Here is a 15,688-nt window from a genome sequence, read left to right on the forward strand (position 1 = left end):
TCGTCGCGCCCGACGTCCGCGTGATCGGGCCGAAAAGGAGGTCGGCCGATGAGCAGTGTGGTGCTCAGGTGGGCTCTGCCCTTCCCGCGGACCGGGTGCGCCCTGCCGCGCGGACTCCACCATAACGCCCGCGCCGCAGGGGCGCCCCTCACCTGAAGCGGCGCAACCGCAGGCTGTTGCTGACCACGAACACCGAGGAGAGCGCCATCGCGCCGCCGGCGATCATCGGGGTGAGCAGTCCCAACGCGGCCAGCGGGATGGCGGCGACGTTGTAGGCGAAGGCCCAGAACAGGTTGCCCCTGATCGTGCGCAGCGTGCGGCGGGACAGCCTGATCGCGTCGGCGGCCACCCGCAGGTCGCCGCGGACCAGGGTGAGGTCGGAGGCCTCGATCGCGACGTCGGTGCCGGTGCCCATCGCCATGCCGAGGTCGGCCTGGGCCAGAGCGGCGGCGTCGTTGACCCCGTCGCCGATCATGGCCACGGTACGGCCCTCGGACTGGAGCCGCTTGACGACCTCCACCTTGTCGGCGGGCAGCACGTCGGCGATCACGTCCTCGATGCCGACGGCCTCGGCGACCGTGCGGGCCACCGTCTCGTTGTCGCCGGTCAGCAGGATCGGGCGCAGGCCGAGCGCGCGCAGCGCGGCGACCGCCTCGGCCGAGGTGGGCTTGATCGCGTCGGCGACGGTGAGCACCGCGCGGGCCTTCCCGTCCCAGCCGACCGCGACGGCCGTCTCCCCGCGCGCCTGTGCCCGCTCCAGCTCCTCCTCCAGCTCGGGCGGCAGGTGCTGCGACCGGTCGGCGAGCAGCCGGGGCCGCCCGACGAGCACGGCGTGCCCGTCGACGACGCCCTGGACGCCGAGTCCCTCGACGTTCGCGAAGTCCTCGACCTGGGCGGTGGAGTCCGCCGCACGGGCGACGGCGCGGGCGACGGGGTGCTCGGAGGCGCCCTCCAGCGCCCCGGCCAGCCGGAGCACCTCCTCGCGCTCCTCACCGGCGGCGGGGAAGACGTCCCTGAGGGTCATCGTGCCCGACGTCACGGTGCCGGTCTTGTCCAGGACCACGGTGTCGATGCCGTGGGTCGACTCCAGCGCCTCCGGCCCCTTGATCAGGATGCCCAGCTGGGCGCCCCGGCCGGTGCCGACCATCAGCGCGGTCGGCGTGGCGAGGCCCAGGGCGCAGGGGCAGGCGATGATCAGTACCGCCACGGCGGCGGTGAAGGCCGCGGCGGCGCCGGAACCGGTGCCGAGCCAGAAGCCGAGGGTGGCCACGGACAACGCGATCACGATGGGCACGAACACCGCGGAGATCCGGTCGGCCAGCCGCTGCACGGCGGCCTTGCCGTTCTGCGCGTCCTCCACCAGCCTGGCCATCTGGGCGAGCTGGGTGTCCGAGCCGACCCGGGTGGCCCTCACCACGAGGCGCCCCCCGGCGTTCACGGTGGCGCCGGCCACCGCGTCACCCGGCCGCACCTCGACGGGGACCGACTCGCCGGTCAGCATGGACGCGTCCACGGCCGAGGACCCCTCCTCGACCACGCCGTCCGTCGCGATCTTCTCTCCCGGCCGTACGACGAAGAGGTCGCCCGCCGTGAGCCTGCCGACCGGAACGACCTCCCCGGAGACCAGCGCGACGTCCTTGGCGCCCATCGTCAGCAGCGCGCGGAGCGCGGCACCGGCGCGCCGCTTGGAGCGGGCCTCGAAGTAGCGGCCCGCGAGGATGAAGGTGACCACCCCGGCGGCGGCCTCGAAGTAGATGTTCCCCGAGCCGTCACCCCCGGACAGGGTGAACTCGAAGCCGTGCCGCATGCCCGGCATGCCCGCCGTGCCGAAGAACAGGGCCCAGAGCGACCAGGAGAAGGCGGCGATCGTCCCCAGCGAGACCAGCGTGTCCATGGTCGCGGCGCCGTGCCGCAGGTTGGTCCAGGCCGCCCGGTGGAAGGGCCACCCGCCGTAGACCACGACGGGACCGGCCAGGGCGAGGGAGAGCCACTGCCAGTAATCGAACTGCAGCGCCGGGATCATCGCCATCGCGACGACCGGCACCGACAGCACGGCCGAGGTGGTCAGTCGCTGCCTGAGGGGAACGAGCCCGGCGCGCTCTCCCTCCTCCTCTTCCTCGTCCGTCCCGTCCCGCTCGGCGGACACCGGCGGAGCGGGCGGCTCGGCGGTGTATCCGGCCTTCTCCACCTCCGCGACCAGATCGTCGGGGGTGACTCCGGCGGGGTAGGTGACCTTCGCCTTCTCGGTGGCGTAGTTGACGGTCGCGGTCACGCCGTCCAGCTTGTTGAGCTTGCGCTCGATGCGGGCCGCGCAGGAGGCACAGGTCATGCCGCCGATGGCGAGCTCGATCTCGCCGTGGACGGGCGCCTCGCCGGTGGTCGTGGACGTCACGGCATCTCCTCGTACCTTCTCCGTCATCGTGCGCGGCTCTCAGGCATGTGTCTCTCCTCGCTGTCAGAACGCCTAACCCCTATGGGGTATTTCACGGCTGGTGGCCGTGCCCGTGGCCGTCTCCGGACGGCGCCGTGGCCCCGCCCCCCTCGGGGTCCGGGCTCGTGGCGGCGGTGAACACGGCGGTGCGCACGGTCCCGGCGTGCTTGAAGTCCAGGTAGAGCCCGTAGGTTCCCGCGCTCGGCACCTCGGCGTAGAAGGTGATGTCCGGGCCGGGCGCGCTGCGCCCGTCACCGGGCGCGCCGTCGGGGTGCACGTGCAGGTAGGCCAGGTCGCCGTCGCGCAGCGCGACCAGGTGCCCGTACGCGGCCAGGTAGGGCTGCAGGTCGGTGACCGGCTCGCCGTCCTTGGCGATCGAGAGCGTGAGCATGCTCGTACGGCCGGGGATGAGATCACCCTTGAGGGTGACGGTGTAGTCGCCCACCTTGGCGGTCTCGGCCGGGACGGCGGGCGGCTCGGGCCGGTAGTCGCCCGCCACCGACAGGTCCATGCCGAGCGTCAGGGGCTGCGCCCCCTCGGGGGCGAAGTCGGCGAACGCGCGGTACTCCCCGGCGTCGGGGAGTTCGAGCGGGACCGACCACACCCCGCCGCCCAGCTGGGTGGGATGCAGGTGCTGGAAGCCCGTCAGGTCGCGGCGGACCACGATGAAGTGCAGCTTCTTGTCGTGCTGGGTGGTGAACCCGGTGACGGGGGAGCCGTCGGGGCCGATCACCGTGAAGCGGAAGTCGGTCCGCTTGCCCGCCTTGACCTCGTCGGTCTCCGGCATGAGCATGTATCCGCCCTGGGAGATCTGGAGCCCCGCGGGAACGGCCGGCGCCTTCGCGGCCACCGCCTCCTGCCCCGTCTCCTGCCCGGCCTCCTGATGGGCGCCGTGGCCCGCCCCGGCGTCCTGACCCGCGCCCCGCTCGGTGCCGGCGTCGGGAGATCTCTCGGCCGCCGCGCTTCCCACAGGACCGGCCAGCCGGCCCGCCCCCAGGGCTCCACCGAACAGCACGGCCAGCCCCAGCGCGTACGCACCCACCTTGATCGCGCCGTTCATCTCGACCATCCCTTCTCAATACCCATAGGGGGTATCCGTTCGCTCGCCCACAGTGCCACACCACCACCTTTTCGGCAACCCCCGGGGGGTATGCCTGACGCCGGTCTCCAGGTCACAGGATGGCCGATACGCGGGTCCATGACGGGACCTATGGGAAATCAGGGACGGGTGACGGCCTCTCGCCGCCGGGCCCGCGAAGGACCGCGAGAGGCCGCGAAGGGCCCATGAAGAGCCACAAAGAGCCGCGAAAAGCCGCGAAACCGGGCGAACCCCAGCAAGGCCGGCGGGGCCCCGCGCCTGCCGGGGCGGTCAGGACGGCAGGCGCCTGACCCGTTCCGAGGACGGGTCGTAGAGGGGTTCCGCGGTGACGACGGCGCCCGTCCAGGTGCCGGTGACACCGACCTCCACGCGGTCGCCGGGGGCGGTGTCCCCGGGCAGGTAGGCGTAGGCGATCGAGCGGTCGACACGGTGGCCGTACCCGCCGCTGGTCACCCGCGAGGCGGGCAGGCCGTCGGCGCGGACCGGCTCCCCGCCGAGGCAGACCTGGCGGGGGTCGTCCAGGACCAGGCAGAACAGACGCCGCGCGGGCGCTCCGGTCCCCGCACCCGCGCCCACACCGGCGTCGGCCTTGGCACCCGCTCCCGCACCCGCGCCGGCCTCCAGGGCCGCGCGGCCGAGGAAGTCCTTGTCGCGGGCGACCGCGAAGCCCAGGCCGGCCTCGTGGGGGGTGGTCTCCGGGGTGATGTCCATGCCCCAGACGCGGTACCCCTTCTCCAGGCGCATCGAGTCGATCGCGCGGTACCCGGCCGGGCGCATGCCGTGCGGCGTTCCCGCCTCCGTGAGCGTGTCCCACAGCGTCAGCCCGTACTCCGACGGGCAGTACAGCTCCCAGCCGAACTCGCCGACGAACGTCACCCGCTGGGCCAGTACCGGGACGTTCCCGACGCTGATCTCCCCGGCCTTCATGTAGCCGAAGGTGAGGTCGTCGCCGGAGACGGAACCGAGGATGTCGAGCGCCCTGGGACCCCACAGGCAGTAGCAGGCGTGCGCCGAGGTGACGTCGCGGACGTCGAGGCCCCGGCCGCGCAGCCAGGCGGCGTCGTGGACGCCGAAGGCGGTGCCGGTGACCAGGCGGAAGCGGTCCTCCGCCAGACGGGTGACGGTCAGGTCGGCCTCGATGCCGCCGCGCTCGTTGAGGAGCTGGGTGTAGACGATCGAGCCCACCGGCCGGTCGAGCTGCCCGGCGCACGCCCGCTGCAACCCCTCCAGGGCCCCGGGCCCCGACACCTCCAGCTTGGAGAACGAGGTCTGGTCGAAGAGACCGGCGGCGTCGCGGGTGGCCAGGCACTCCTCGCGCACGGCGGGCGACCAGATCCGGCCCGCCCAGCCGTCCGGGCGGGGGCTCCGGTCGTCCGGGAGAAGGTCCCGGCCGGGCTCGTACCAGTTGACCCGTTCCCAGCCGGACTTCTCGCCGAACGCCGCTCCCAGCTCCACGTGCCGTACCCAGGCCGGGGAGCGGCGGAGCGGCCGGGCGGCGGTGCGCTCCTCGCCGGGGTAGACGATGTCGTAGTACTTCGAGTACGAGTCGAGGGCCTTGGCCCGGGTCCACGACGCGGAGCGGGCATGGGCCCCGAAGCGCCGCAGATCCATGCCGAACATGTCGTACTCGGGCGAGCCATCCACGATCCACTCGGCCATGACCTTGCCCACGCCTCCGGCCGCGGCCAGGCCGTGGACGCAGAAGCCGGCCGCCGCCCACAGCCCGCGCACCGGGGTCTCGCCGAGGAGGAACTCGCCGTCGGGGGTGAACGCCTCGGGGCCGTGCACGACCTTCGTGATCTCGGTACGGCCCAGCTCGGGAACCCGTCGCACCGCCGATTCCCACGATTCCCGAAATTTCGGCATATCCGGGGGAAAGACGGTTCGCGGCTCGTCCAACGGAGCGACCGTGTCCCAGATTTCTGGATCGCGAATATATCCGCCCACCAGAATCCCGCCATTTTCTTCCCGGAAATAGACAATGTTGTCCGGATCCCGCACCGTGGGCATGGACGACGGAACCCCGAATGATTCGGTGGTGACATATTGGTGCTTGATTGGCACGACCGGAATATCGACACCGGCCAGCCGCCCGACCCGCCCGCTGGCCGCGCCCGCCGCGACGACCACGGTCTCCGCCCGGACCGACAACTCCTCGAAATCCTCGGAACCCTCGGTCCCCGACGCGAGCCGTACCCCGGTGATCGCGCCTTTCGCCACGTCGAGTCCCGTCACGCGGGTCCCGGTGTGAATCCGCACGCCCAGCTTGCGCGCCCCGGCCGCCAGCGCCCTGGCCAGCAGCGCCGGGTCCAGCCAGCCGTCCCCGGGCAGCCAGAGCGCGGCCCGCACGTCGTCGGCGTGCAGCAGCGGGAGCATCTCCTTGGCCTCGGCGCCGGAGACGACCTCCAGGCCCAGACCGTAGGTCTCCCCGGCCCCGGCCAGCCGCAGCGACTCCTCCACCCGCTCGGGCGTGGTCGCCAGGCGGAGGCCGCCCACCCCGCGCCATCCCGGGTCCAGCCCGGTGAGCTCGGCCAGCTCGGGGTAGAGGCCGGCCGAATACATGATCATCTTGGTCTGGGTGACCGTGGAGCGGAGCTGGCCCACGAATCCGGCCGAGTGCCAGGTGGTCCCCTCGGTGAGTTCGTGCTGCTCGACGAGGATCACCTCGGCCCAGCCGAGCCTCGCCAGGTGGTAGGCGACGCTGCAACCGGCCACCCCGCCGCCGATCACGACGGCCCGCGCGGAACTGGGAAGTTTCAAGGCGCGCAACCCCTCTGTAACACCTAGTCCACAGAATTGGATCAATGGTATGAAGGTAGGCCAAAGGAGGGCGGCATGCCAGATCCTCTAGCGGACGTCCGTAAATGGGCTGACCAGCCCGTGACCGAGACTCTGATCAAGGGTGGTCTCAGCCACCGGATCTCCCGGCTCACCACGGCCGACGGGCAGCGATGGCTGCTGCGCGTGCTGGATCCCCGGGTCTCGGAGGCAGGCCTGGGCATACCGCTCGACCAGGAGATCGCCAACACGCTCCACGCGGCGGACGCGGGAGTCGGCCCCAGGGTGCTGCACCGGCTGCCGGGCGCGCTGGTCCTGGAGTATCTCGACGGCGCCACCCTGGACGCCCACGCCGTACGGACGATTCCCGGCCCCATCGCGGCGGCCTGCCGCCGGCTGCACGCCGGACCCAGGTTCGTCAACGACTTCTCCATCTTCCGCAAGCTCGACGAGTTCCTCGCCCTCTGCCGTACCCACGAACTGAGCACACCCGACGGCTACGAGGACCGTCTTCCCGCGGCGGCGGAGATCGAACGGGCGCTGGCCGCCGATCCGCTGCCCACGGTGCCGTGCCACAACGACCTGCTGCCGGAGAACTTCATCCGCTGCGGCGCCGAGGTCAGGATCGTCGACTACCAGCTCTCCGGGAACAACGACCCTGCCTTCGAGCTGGGCGACATCGCGGCCGAGGCGGACTACGACCCCGACCTGACCGCCCGGCTGGCCCGCGCCTACTTCGGCACCGACGAGCGGCGCCTCACCTCCAGGGTCCGGCTCAACCTGATCATGTCCAACCTGACCTGGACGCTCTGGTTCGCCGTGCACCACGGGCTGCTCAAGGAGCAGGCGGCCGACGCCGACTTCGACTACGAGGCGGAGGCGGCCGACAAGTTCTCGCAAGCCGTACGGGACCTGGACGACCCCGGGTTCGGACGGCTCGTCGACGACGTCCGGAGCGCGAGCACCGGATCTCCCCACCCCCCGCACCACCACGCAAGGAGGCTTGAGTGACCAAGCCAACATCGGTCGACTCCGTCGACGAGGACGCGAAGCGACTCGCGGAACTCGGTTACAAGCAGGAGCTCTCCAGAACCTGGAGCGGCTTCTCCAACTTCGCCATCTCCTTCTCGATCATCTCCATCCTGGCCGGCTGCTTCACCACGTTCGGCCAGGCCTGGAACAACGGTGGCCCCGTCGCCATCGCGTGGGGGTGGCCGCTGATCTCGATCTTCATTCTGATCATCGGGCTGTGCATGTCGGAACTGGTCTCGGCCTATCCGACCGCCGGCGGCATCTACTGGTGGGCCGCGAAGATGGGCAGGCCGATCCACGGCTGGTTCACCGGGTGGTTCAACCTCATCGGCCTGATCGCCGTGACGGCCTCGGTCGACTACGGCTGCGCGACCTTCCTGAACATCACCCTCAGCCGGTTCTTCGCCGGCTGGGACCCCAGCCTGACCAACGCGTTCATCCTGTTCGCGGTCATCCTCGTGCTGCACGCCCTGATCAACATCTTCAGCCACCGGCTGATCTCGACGCTGCAGAACATCTCGGTGTGGTGGCACGTGTTCGGCGCGGCGGCGGTCGTGCTGATCCTGGTCTTCGGCCCCGACTCGCACCAGTCGATGTCGTTCGTCTTCACCGAGACGATCAACAACTCCGGCTTCTCCGACTCGTCGTACTGGTTCTACGTGCTGCCGCTCGGCTTCCTGCTGACCCAGTACACGATCACCGGGTTCGACGCGTGCGCGCACGTGTCGGAGGAGACCCAGGGCGCCTCCACGGCCGCCGCGAGGGGCCTGTGGCAGTCGATCTTCTACTCGGCGATCGGCGGCTGGATCGTGCTGCTCGCCTTCCTGTTCGCGGCCACCGACGTGGACGCGGTCAACGAGGCGGGCGGTTTCGTCGGCGCCATCTTCGACAGCGCGCTCCCCGGCAACCTGGCCACGGCGATCTTCGCGATCTCCACCATCGGCCAGTTCTTCTGCGGGATGAGCTGCGTGACCTCGATGTCCCGGATGACCTACGCCTTCTCCCGGGACGGCGCCATCCCCGGCTGGCGCCTGTGGTCGAGGGTGGACGCCAACCGGACCCCCGTCAACGCGATCGTCTTCGGCTGCGCGGCCGCGCTGATCCTCACCCTGCCCGCGTTGTACGAGGCCCCCGGCGGCCTGCCGCTGGCCTTCTACGCGGTCGTGTCGGTGGCGGTCATCGGCCTCTACATCGCCTTCGCGATCCCGATCTGGCTCCGGCTGCGGATGGGCGACCGGTTCCAGCCGGGGCCCTGGACGCTGGGGCCGAAGTACAAGGTCATGTGCTGGATCGCCATCGTCGAGATCTTCATCGTCTCGATCTACTTCATCATGCCGCTGGTCCCGGCCGCCGTGCCGTTCAGCGACGACTTCACCTGGACCGCGGTCAACTACGCGCCGATCGTGGTCGGCGTGATGGTGCTGGCCGTGGGCCTGTGGTGGACGCTGTCGGCCAGGCACTGGTTCACCGGCCCGCGCCGCACGATCGACATGGCCGAGGCGTTCGACCCGACCGGCACGGCCGCCGACCCGACCGGCAAGGAGCCGATCGGCTGACCGGCCCCGGGGCCGGTCAGCTCGCCTCGAAGGCCTCCGCCACCGCCGCGCGGACCCGGTCCATGGCCGCGGCGGCGGGGGCCTCCCGCCCCATGGAGGTCATGTCGACGTCGGGCATGCCACAGGCCACCGCCCAGCCCCACGGGGTCAGGTCGCCGTCGACGTTGAGGGCGAACCCGTGACTGGTGACGCCGCGGCTCTGCCGCATGCCGATCGAGACGATCTTGCGTCCCGTCTCGGTCGTCCACACACCGGTCAGCAGCTCAGAACCCGGCGGGGTGTCGCGGCGCTCGGCCGGGACGCCCAGCGCGCCGAGCGCGCCGACGAGCCTCAGCTCGACCTCGCGGACGTAGTCGACGATCCCCTCGTCCTCGTCGAGCTTGACGACCAGGTAGCCGACCAGCTGGCCGGGGCCGTGGTAGGTGAGCTGCCCGCCACGACCCGTGCTCACGACCGGGATGCCGTGAGCGGGGTCGGGCAGGTGCTGCTCAGGGGTTCGCCTGCCCACGGTGTACACCTGCGGGTGGCTGAGCAGCCAGAGCGTGTCGGGGCGCTCGTCGCGCTGCCGCTGACCGACCAGGTCGGTCATCCGCTCCATTGCCTTCTCGTAGTCGACCAGGTCGTCCTGGACCAGGGACAGTGGGCGTCGCCTCATGCCCCCAGCTTATTTTCAGTAGCGGACTGCGGGCGCCTTGGGGACGAAGATCCACATGAGCACGTAGGCGACCCACAGGGGTCCCGGGATGAGCGAGAGCAGCAGCCAGAACACCCGGACGAGGGTGGGCGGCATGTTGAGGGTCTCCGCGATCCCGCCGCAGACTCCGGCGATTATCTTGTGGTTTCTCGAACGGTGCACGATACCTCTCCCCGAATCGGTGTTCTTCGTCTCTTCAAACGAACGACCGGAACTCACCCGTTCCCGGGACATCCCTGAGAAAACCCTGTCAGGGTCGCCTTGATAACTTTTCGTGCACCTGAGCGTCAGCGCATCTAGGCGAAACCGGTTGATCACGGTACGTTCCGCCATGTACGTAATAGGGGATCCCCCTCCGTTCCACCCCGAGGAGCGCTATGCGCCTGAGGTTACGACGCAGCATGGTCCAGGCCGCCACCCTGGTCACGGCCATCGCTCTCCCTCTCGCCTTCACCGTCCCGGCGAGCGCGACCATCGCGACCACCACGTCCCCCGGCGTCACCGACGTCCTCGCCAACGTGTTCGCGACGCAGATCAAGGGCAAGAACGTCAAGAAGCACCTGGACAAGTTCCAGGAGATCGCGACCGCCAACGGCGGCAACCGCGCCGCGGGCACGCCCGGTTACGACGCCTCCCTCGCCTACGTGCAGGACAAGCTGCGCAAGGCCGGGTACAAGACCTCCACGACCGACGTCGAGTTCCCGCTGGGCTGGGAGGAGGCGAGCCCCTCCGTCCTGCAGCAGACGGCCCCCGAGGCGAAGACCTACGCCAACCCGGCCGACTTCGTGACCGTGGTCTCCTCCAGCGGAGGCGACGTCACCGCGCAGGTGCAGGTCGTCGACGCCGTCATCCCGCCGGCGCCGACCCCGAACACCTCGACGGCGGGTTGCGAGACCTCTGACTTCGCCGGGTTCGTCCCCGGCCGGATCGCGCTGATCCAGCGCGGCACCTGCCCGTTCGTCGACAAGGCCACCAACGCCAAGGCGGCCGGCGCGGCCGGTGTGATCTTCTTCAACGAGGGCCAGCCCGGCCGTACCGACCCGCTCCTCTTCGACATCATCGAGTGGCGCTTCGGCTTCCCCATCGTGATGGCGAGCACGGCCGTCGGCCTTGACCTGGCCGACAGCCCGAACACCACCGTCCGCCTGAAGGTCGACGCCGAGACCACGGTCGGCCGTACCAAGAACCTGATCGCCGACACCCGCTGGGGCAAGTCCGGCGAGATCGTCGCGGTCGGCGCCCACCTGGACAGCGTGCCCGAGGGCGCCGGCATCAACGACAACGGCTCCGGCAGCGCCGCCGTCCTGGAGACCGCGCTGAAGCTGGCCCACGTGCCGACCAAGTACAAGGTGCGCTTCGCCTGGTGGGGCGCCGAGGAGCTGGGCCTGCTCGGCTCCGACCAGTACGTCGCGGGCCTGTCGCAGGCCGAGAAGGACAAGATCAGGCTCTACCTGAACTTCGACATGATCGCCTCGCCGAACGACGGCACCTTCCTGTACGACGGTGACGACTCCGACGCCGAGGGTGCCCCGGCAGGACCGGCGGGCTCCCCCGAGATCGAGAAGCGCCTGGAGGCGTTCTACACCAAGCGCAACCTGCCGTTCGAGGGCACCGACTTCAGCGGCCGCTCCGACTACGGCGCGTTCATCGCCAACGGCATCCCGGCCGGCGGCATCTTCACCGGCGCCGAGGGCATCAAGACGCCCGAGCAGGCCGTCAAGTTCGGCGGGACCGCGGGCATCGCCTACGACCCCTGCTACCACTCCGCCTGCGACGGCATCGACAACATCAACGCCGCCGCGCTCGAGCGCAACTCCAAGGCCGTGGGCTACTCCACCGCGTACTTCGCCTACGACCTGACCGGCATTCCCGACCGCGACGCCGCGGCGGCCAAGTCCGCGGCGAGGACCGCTGCGGCACACGAGGGCGCCGCCCGCTAGGGATCCGCTCCGCAAGCGCACCACCACGCTGTACGGCGCGCACCCGCCACGGGTGCGCGCCGCTCGGGGGACCCCCACACCTCAAACCCGAGGAGCATGATGCGCAGTCTGTGGACCATGGGCATGGCGGCGATCCTGGCCATCCCGTTGGCGTTCACCGCACCGTCGGCGTCGGCCGCCGTCCCACCGGACATCTCGCTGACCGCCGTGAAGGCACACCTCACCCAGCTCCAGTCCATCGCCACCGCCAACGGCGGCAACCGCGCCCACGGCCGCCCCGGCTACCTGGCCTCGGCCAACTACATCAGGGGCCTGCTGGACGGCGCGGGATTCACCACCTCCCTGCAGTCGTTCACCTACAACGGCGCGACCGGCTACAACGTCATCGCCGACTGGCCGGGCGGCGACCCGAACGACATCCTGATGGTCGGCGCCCACCTCGACAGCGTGACCGCCGGACCGGGCATCAACGACAACGGCTCCGGCAGCGCCGCCATCCTGGAGACCGCCCTGGAGGTCTCCCGCCAGTCGCTGGCACCCACCAAGCACCTCCGCTTCGCCTGGTGGGGCGCGGAGGAACTGGGCCTGCGCGGCTCCCAGTACTACGTGAACAACCTCCCGGCCGCCGAGCGGGCCAAGGTCAAGGGCTACTACAACTTCGACATGGTCGGCTCGCCCAACGCCGGATACTTCGTCTACGACGGCGACAACTCCGACGGTGTCGGCTCGGGCCCCGGCCCGGCGGGTTCGGCGCAGCTGGAGTCGACGCTCCAGGCGTACTTCACCTCGATCGGCGTGGCCACCCGGGGCACCGACTTCGACGGCCGCTCCGACTACGGGCCGTTCATCGCCGTCGGCATCCCCGCGGGCGGTACCTTCACCGGCGCCGAGGGCATCAAGTCCAGCGCCCAGGCCACCCTGTGGGGCGGTACGGCGGGGCAGGCGTTCGATCCCTGCTACCACCGGGCGTGCGACACCACGTCCAACATCAGCGACACCGCGCTGAACCGCAACGCCGACGCCATCGCCTACGCGGTGTGGACGACCGCGACCGCCGTACCTCCGACGGTCGTCTGGCAGGACACCTTCGAGACCGCGACCGGCTGGACGACCAACCCGTCCGGGACCGACACCGCCACCTCCGGCCAGTGGGAGCGCGGCGACCCGGCGGCCACCACCTCCAGCGGCGCCAAGCAGCTCGGCACCACCGTCAGCGGCACCAACGACCTGGTCACCGGCAGGCTCGCGGGCGCCTCGGCCGGCGAACACGACATCGACGGAGGCATCACCAGCGTCCGGTCGCCGGCGGTCACCCTGCCGTCGACGGGAACGCTCAAGCTGGCGTTCTCCTGGTATCTGGCGCACGGTTCCAACGCCTCCAGCGCCGACTTCCTGCGGGTGAAGGTCGTCGGCTCCACCACCACCCAGGTGTTCCAGCAGCTCGGCGCGGCCTCCAACCGCAACGGTGCCTGGGGCGCGGCCAACGTCGACGTCTCCGCCTTCGCGGGGCAGAGCGTCCGGATCCTGATCGAGGCCGGTGACGCCTCCGGCGCCTCCCTGGTCGAGGCCGGGGTGGACGACGTCAAGCTGACCAGCCAGTGAGCGGGACGGTGACCCGGCTGCGGTGAGCGAGACCGGGTGCGGCCCGCGCCTTCCCCTCCACGGGCCGTCCGGAACCTCTCCGGACGGCCCGGCACGCGGGTCGCACCCCTCGCGGGAGAACCCCTCGCGGAGGAACCGCCTTCGAAAGGGACCGCTCGCGGAAGGGCCCTCCGGGGCCCGCGGTCCGTCAGCTCGGATCGTCGAGCCGGGGCTCCTCGTGCGGGGCTCCCTTGAGCTCGTGGAACCCCGGGGTCGCGGCCACCAGCAGCGTCCCGTCCCACAGGCGGCCCGCCTGCTCGCCCACGGGGGTCCGGGAGATCACCGGGCCGAAGAACACCACGCGCTCGCCACCGGTGGCGGGGCCGGTGGCGGCGACCACCGGGGTGCCGACGTGCTCGCCGATCAGGCCGATGCCCTCCGCGTGCGAGGCGCGCACCGCCTCGTCGTAGGCCGTCGACGTCCCGGCCTCGGCGAGTTCCGGCGGCAGGCCGGCGGCGACGAGGGAGTCGTGCAGGGAACCGGCCCAGTCGTCCCCGCGAGCGCGCCCGGCGGTCCACATCGCGGTGTGGAGCCTCCCGAGCGCCTCCTGGCCGTACTCCTGCCGCACGGCCATGCAGACGCGCACGGGCACCCACAGGTACCCCTCCGTGTCCCCCTCGGGATCCTCGTCGCGGCCCTCGTTGAGCACCGACAGGCTCATCAGGTGCCGGCGCACCTCGACGGGCCGCACCCGCTCCACCTCCGCCAGCCACCGGGAGGTGATCCAGGTGTAGGGGCAGGAGGGGTCGAACCAGAAGTCCGCGATCGTCCTCTCCGTCATTTCCCGTTCTCCGATCGTCGTCCTCCGGGCCGTGCCCAGGCAATATGCCACCCTCGCCGGGCCGGACGCCACAACCGGCCCGCTCGCCTCCCCGTCGTGCCCCGTCCCCGTCACGAAGAAAAATGAACTGGGTTTGCTTTTAAACCCGGTTCGCCTTTACCGTACTCGCATGGCAGGACTACGGGAGCGGAAGAAGGAGCAGACCCGACGGCGGATCGCCGCGGTGGCGCTGCGGCTGTTCGCCGAGCGCGGCTTCGACGCGGTGACCGTCAACGAGATCGCCGAGGCCGCCGAGGTGGCGAAGGTGACGCTGTTCAAGTACTTCCCGACCAAGGAGTCACTCGTCCTGCGGGGAGTGGGCCAGGAGGACCTGGCCGGGATCGTCGCCGCGCGGCCTCCCGGGCAGTCACCGCTTGAGGCACTGCGGGCGTACTACCGCGGATTCGCCACCGAGCCCGCGGAGGCCGTGGACAGGGACACGCTGATCGTCCAGATGCGAGTGATCTTCTCCAGCCCCGCGCTCAGCAGCGGGGCGAACGACCTGCTCCACGGCCAGCGCCTGGCGCTGGCGCGGGTGCTCGCCGAAGAGCGCGACGAGCTGACGGCCGCTCTGATGGCCGCCCAGATCACCGCTTCGGTGCTGACCCTGCAGGAGAGGTTCTTCCGCCACCTGGTCTCCGGCGCCTCGCTGGACGAGGCGGGCAGCCGCCTCTGCGGGGACGTCGAGCTCGCCTTCGACCTACTGGAACACGGTCTCGACCAACCGGGAGAGTAATGCGCGCGAAAGGGATCAACTATGACACCGGGTTCCTCCCCGGGCAGGACAACACCCGCAAGGTGTTCGACCCCGGCGCCGTCCGGCACGACATGGACGTCATCGCCGGCGAGCTGCACTGCGACGCCGTACGGATCTCCGGTGGCGATCCCGCGCGGCTGAGCGTCGCCGCCGAGCACGCCGCCGCGGCGGGGCTCGAGATCTGGTTCGCCCCCTTCCCGGTCGATCTCCCGGCCGAGGCGATGCTCTCGACCTTCGCCGACGCCGCGGAGCGGGCCGAGGCCGTACGGCGCGGCGGGGCCGAGGTGGTGTTCGTGGCCGGGTGCGAGATCAGCGCGTTCGGCCCCGGGTTCATCCCCGGCGCCACGTACCGCGACCGCATGCGGACGATAGACGAAGCCGACCTGGAGTGGTGGTCCTCGCTCGGCCCCGTCCTGGAACGGCTCAACGGCTTCCTGGCCGAGAGCGCGGCCGTCGTCAGGCCCCGCTTCGGCGGCCGGATCACCTACGCGGCGGCCCCATGGGAGTTCGTCGACTGGGGCCCGTTCGACATCGTCGGCGCCGACAGCTACCGGGCCGCCTACAACGCCGGCACCTTCAGGGAGGAACTGCGCGAGAAGTTCAAGCACGGCAAGCCGGTCGCGGTGACCGAGTTCGGCACCTGCGCCTGGCGGGGCGCGGGCGAGCGCGGCGGCATGGCCTGGCTGCCGCCCGAGGACGCCGTACGGGACGAGGGCGAGCAGGTGCGCTACTTCACCGAGCTGCTGGACGTCTTCGAGGAGGAGGGGGTGGACACCGCGCTCTGGTTCACCTTCGCGGGCTTCGGCCGCGTCGGGGACGGTGACCTCGCCTCCTACGGCGTGGTCAGGATGCTCGACCGGGAGCGCTGGGCGCCGAAGGAGGTGTTCCACACGATGGCGGCCAGGTACGCCCGCGGCCGAGCCGTCTGACGGGAGTCGTC

12 protein-coding genes are annotated in these 15,688 nt (G+C 70.8%); 6 read left to right on the top strand and 6 right to left on the bottom strand.

What is annotated here, in order from left to right:
* Positions 1 to 148: 148 nt before the first annotated feature.
* From ACTOQ1_RS25345 to ACTOQ1_RS25355, 3 genes are all read right to left on the bottom strand, one after another.
* A complete protein-coding gene (locus ACTOQ1_RS25345; RefSeq protein ID WP_440070566.1) occupies positions 149 to 2,329 on the bottom strand; it encodes a heavy metal translocating P-type ATPase in 2,181 nt (726 codons plus the stop codon).
* Positions 2,330 to 2,483: 154 nt separating this feature from the next.
* Positions 2,484 to 3,500, bottom strand: a complete 1,017-nt coding sequence (locus tag ACTOQ1_RS25350; RefSeq protein ID WP_440070516.1) for a hypothetical protein — start codon at positions 3,498 to 3,500, stop codon at positions 2,484 to 2,486.
* Positions 3,501 to 3,800: 300 nt separating this feature from the next.
* A complete protein-coding gene (locus ACTOQ1_RS25355) occupies positions 3,801 to 6,290 on the bottom strand; it encodes a GcvT family protein (RefSeq protein ID WP_440070517.1) in 2,490 nt (829 codons plus the stop codon).
* Positions 6,291 to 6,365: 75 nt separating this feature from the next.
* Between ACTOQ1_RS25355 and ACTOQ1_RS25360 the strand changes: the two genes are divergently transcribed.
* Positions 6,366 to 7,319, top strand: a complete 954-nt coding sequence (locus ACTOQ1_RS25360) for a phosphotransferase (RefSeq protein WP_440070518.1) — start codon at positions 6,366 to 6,368, stop codon at positions 7,317 to 7,319.
* Positions 7,316 to 8,896, top strand: a complete 1,581-nt coding sequence (locus ACTOQ1_RS25365; protein ID WP_440070519.1) for an amino acid permease — start codon at positions 7,316 to 7,318, stop codon at positions 8,894 to 8,896. Before ACTOQ1_RS25360 ends, ACTOQ1_RS25365 begins: the two co-directional genes overlap by 4 nt.
* Positions 8,897 to 8,912: 16 nt before the next feature.
* Here the strand turns inward: ACTOQ1_RS25365 and lipB are convergent, their stop codons facing one another.
* Both lipB and ACTOQ1_RS25375 read right to left on the bottom strand, forming a co-directional pair.
* Positions 8,913 to 9,551, bottom strand: a complete 639-nt coding sequence (lipB, locus tag ACTOQ1_RS25370) for a lipoyl(octanoyl) transferase LipB (RefSeq protein WP_440070520.1) — start codon at positions 9,549 to 9,551, stop codon at positions 8,913 to 8,915.
* Positions 9,552 to 9,566: 15 nt separating this feature from the next.
* Entirely contained in the window at positions 9,567 to 9,752 is a 186-nt protein-coding gene (locus ACTOQ1_RS25375; protein WP_344743060.1) for a PspC domain-containing protein, read from the bottom strand.
* Between the two features lie 215 nt (positions 9,753 to 9,967).
* Here ACTOQ1_RS25375 and ACTOQ1_RS25380 point away from each other — a divergent pair, with 215 nt between their 5' ends.
* Positions 9,968 to 11,530 carry a M28 family metallopeptidase gene (locus ACTOQ1_RS25380; protein WP_440070521.1) on the top strand — a complete coding sequence of 521 codons (1,563 nt, stop codon included), beginning with the start codon at positions 9,968 to 9,970 and terminating at the stop codon, positions 11,528 to 11,530.
* Positions 11,531 to 11,629: 99 nt separating this feature from the next.
* A complete protein-coding gene (locus tag ACTOQ1_RS25385; protein WP_440070522.1) occupies positions 11,630 to 13,132 on the top strand; it encodes a M28 family peptidase in 1,503 nt (500 codons plus the stop codon).
* Positions 13,133 to 13,319: 187 nt separating this feature from the next.
* On the opposite strand, the gene ACTOQ1_RS25390 is transcribed toward ACTOQ1_RS25385, so the two are convergent.
* On the bottom strand, positions 13,320 to 13,952 hold the full coding sequence (locus tag ACTOQ1_RS25390; RefSeq protein ID WP_440070523.1) for a mycothiol-dependent nitroreductase Rv2466c family protein: 633 nt from the start codon (positions 13,950 to 13,952) through the stop codon (positions 13,320 to 13,322).
* Positions 13,953 to 14,121: 169 nt separating this feature from the next.
* On the opposite strand from ACTOQ1_RS25390, the gene ACTOQ1_RS25395 reads away from it, so the two are divergent.
* Both ACTOQ1_RS25395 and ACTOQ1_RS25400 read left to right on the top strand, forming a co-directional pair.
* A complete protein-coding gene (locus ACTOQ1_RS25395) occupies positions 14,122 to 14,727 on the top strand; it encodes a TetR family transcriptional regulator (RefSeq protein ID WP_440070524.1) in 606 nt (201 codons plus the stop codon).
* A complete protein-coding gene (locus ACTOQ1_RS25400; RefSeq protein WP_440070525.1) occupies positions 14,727 to 15,677 on the top strand; it encodes a hypothetical protein in 951 nt (316 codons plus the stop codon). Before ACTOQ1_RS25395 ends, ACTOQ1_RS25400 begins: the two co-directional genes overlap by 1 nt.
* Positions 15,678 to 15,688: the final 11 nt, after the last annotated feature.

This window comes from Streptosporangium sp. OZ121 (genome assembly GCF_051918885.1).
Classification (GTDB): Bacteria; Actinomycetota; Actinomycetes; order Streptosporangiales; family Streptosporangiaceae; genus Streptosporangium.

Excerpts from the sequence above, each read along its gene's own strand:
- ACTOQ1_RS25345 (WP_440070566.1), bottom strand. The coding sequence starts at position 2,329 with ATGACCTGTGCCTCCTGCGCGGCCCGCATCGAGCGCAAGCTCAACAAG.
- ACTOQ1_RS25350 (WP_440070516.1), bottom strand. The coding sequence starts at position 3,500 with ATGGTCGAGATGAACGGCGCGATCAAGGTGGGTGCGTACGCGCTGGGG.
- ACTOQ1_RS25360 (WP_440070518.1), top strand. The coding sequence starts at position 6,366 with ATGCCAGATCCTCTAGCGGACGTCCGTAAATGGGCTGACCAGCCCGTG.
- lipB (WP_440070520.1), bottom strand. The coding sequence starts at position 9,551 with ATGAGGCGACGCCCACTGTCCCTGGTCCAGGACGACCTGGTCGACTAC.
- ACTOQ1_RS25380 (WP_440070521.1), top strand. The coding sequence starts at position 9,968 with ATGCGCCTGAGGTTACGACGCAGCATGGTCCAGGCCGCCACCCTGGTC.
- ACTOQ1_RS25385 (WP_440070522.1), top strand. The coding sequence starts at position 11,630 with ATGCGCAGTCTGTGGACCATGGGCATGGCGGCGATCCTGGCCATCCCG.
- ACTOQ1_RS25390 (WP_440070523.1), bottom strand. The coding sequence starts at position 13,952 with ATGACGGAGAGGACGATCGCGGACTTCTGGTTCGACCCCTCCTGCCCC.
- ACTOQ1_RS25395 (WP_440070524.1), top strand. The coding sequence starts at position 14,122 with ATGGCAGGACTACGGGAGCGGAAGAAGGAGCAGACCCGACGGCGGATC.
- ACTOQ1_RS25400 (WP_440070525.1), top strand. The coding sequence starts at position 14,727 with ATGCGCGCGAAAGGGATCAACTATGACACCGGGTTCCTCCCCGGGCAG.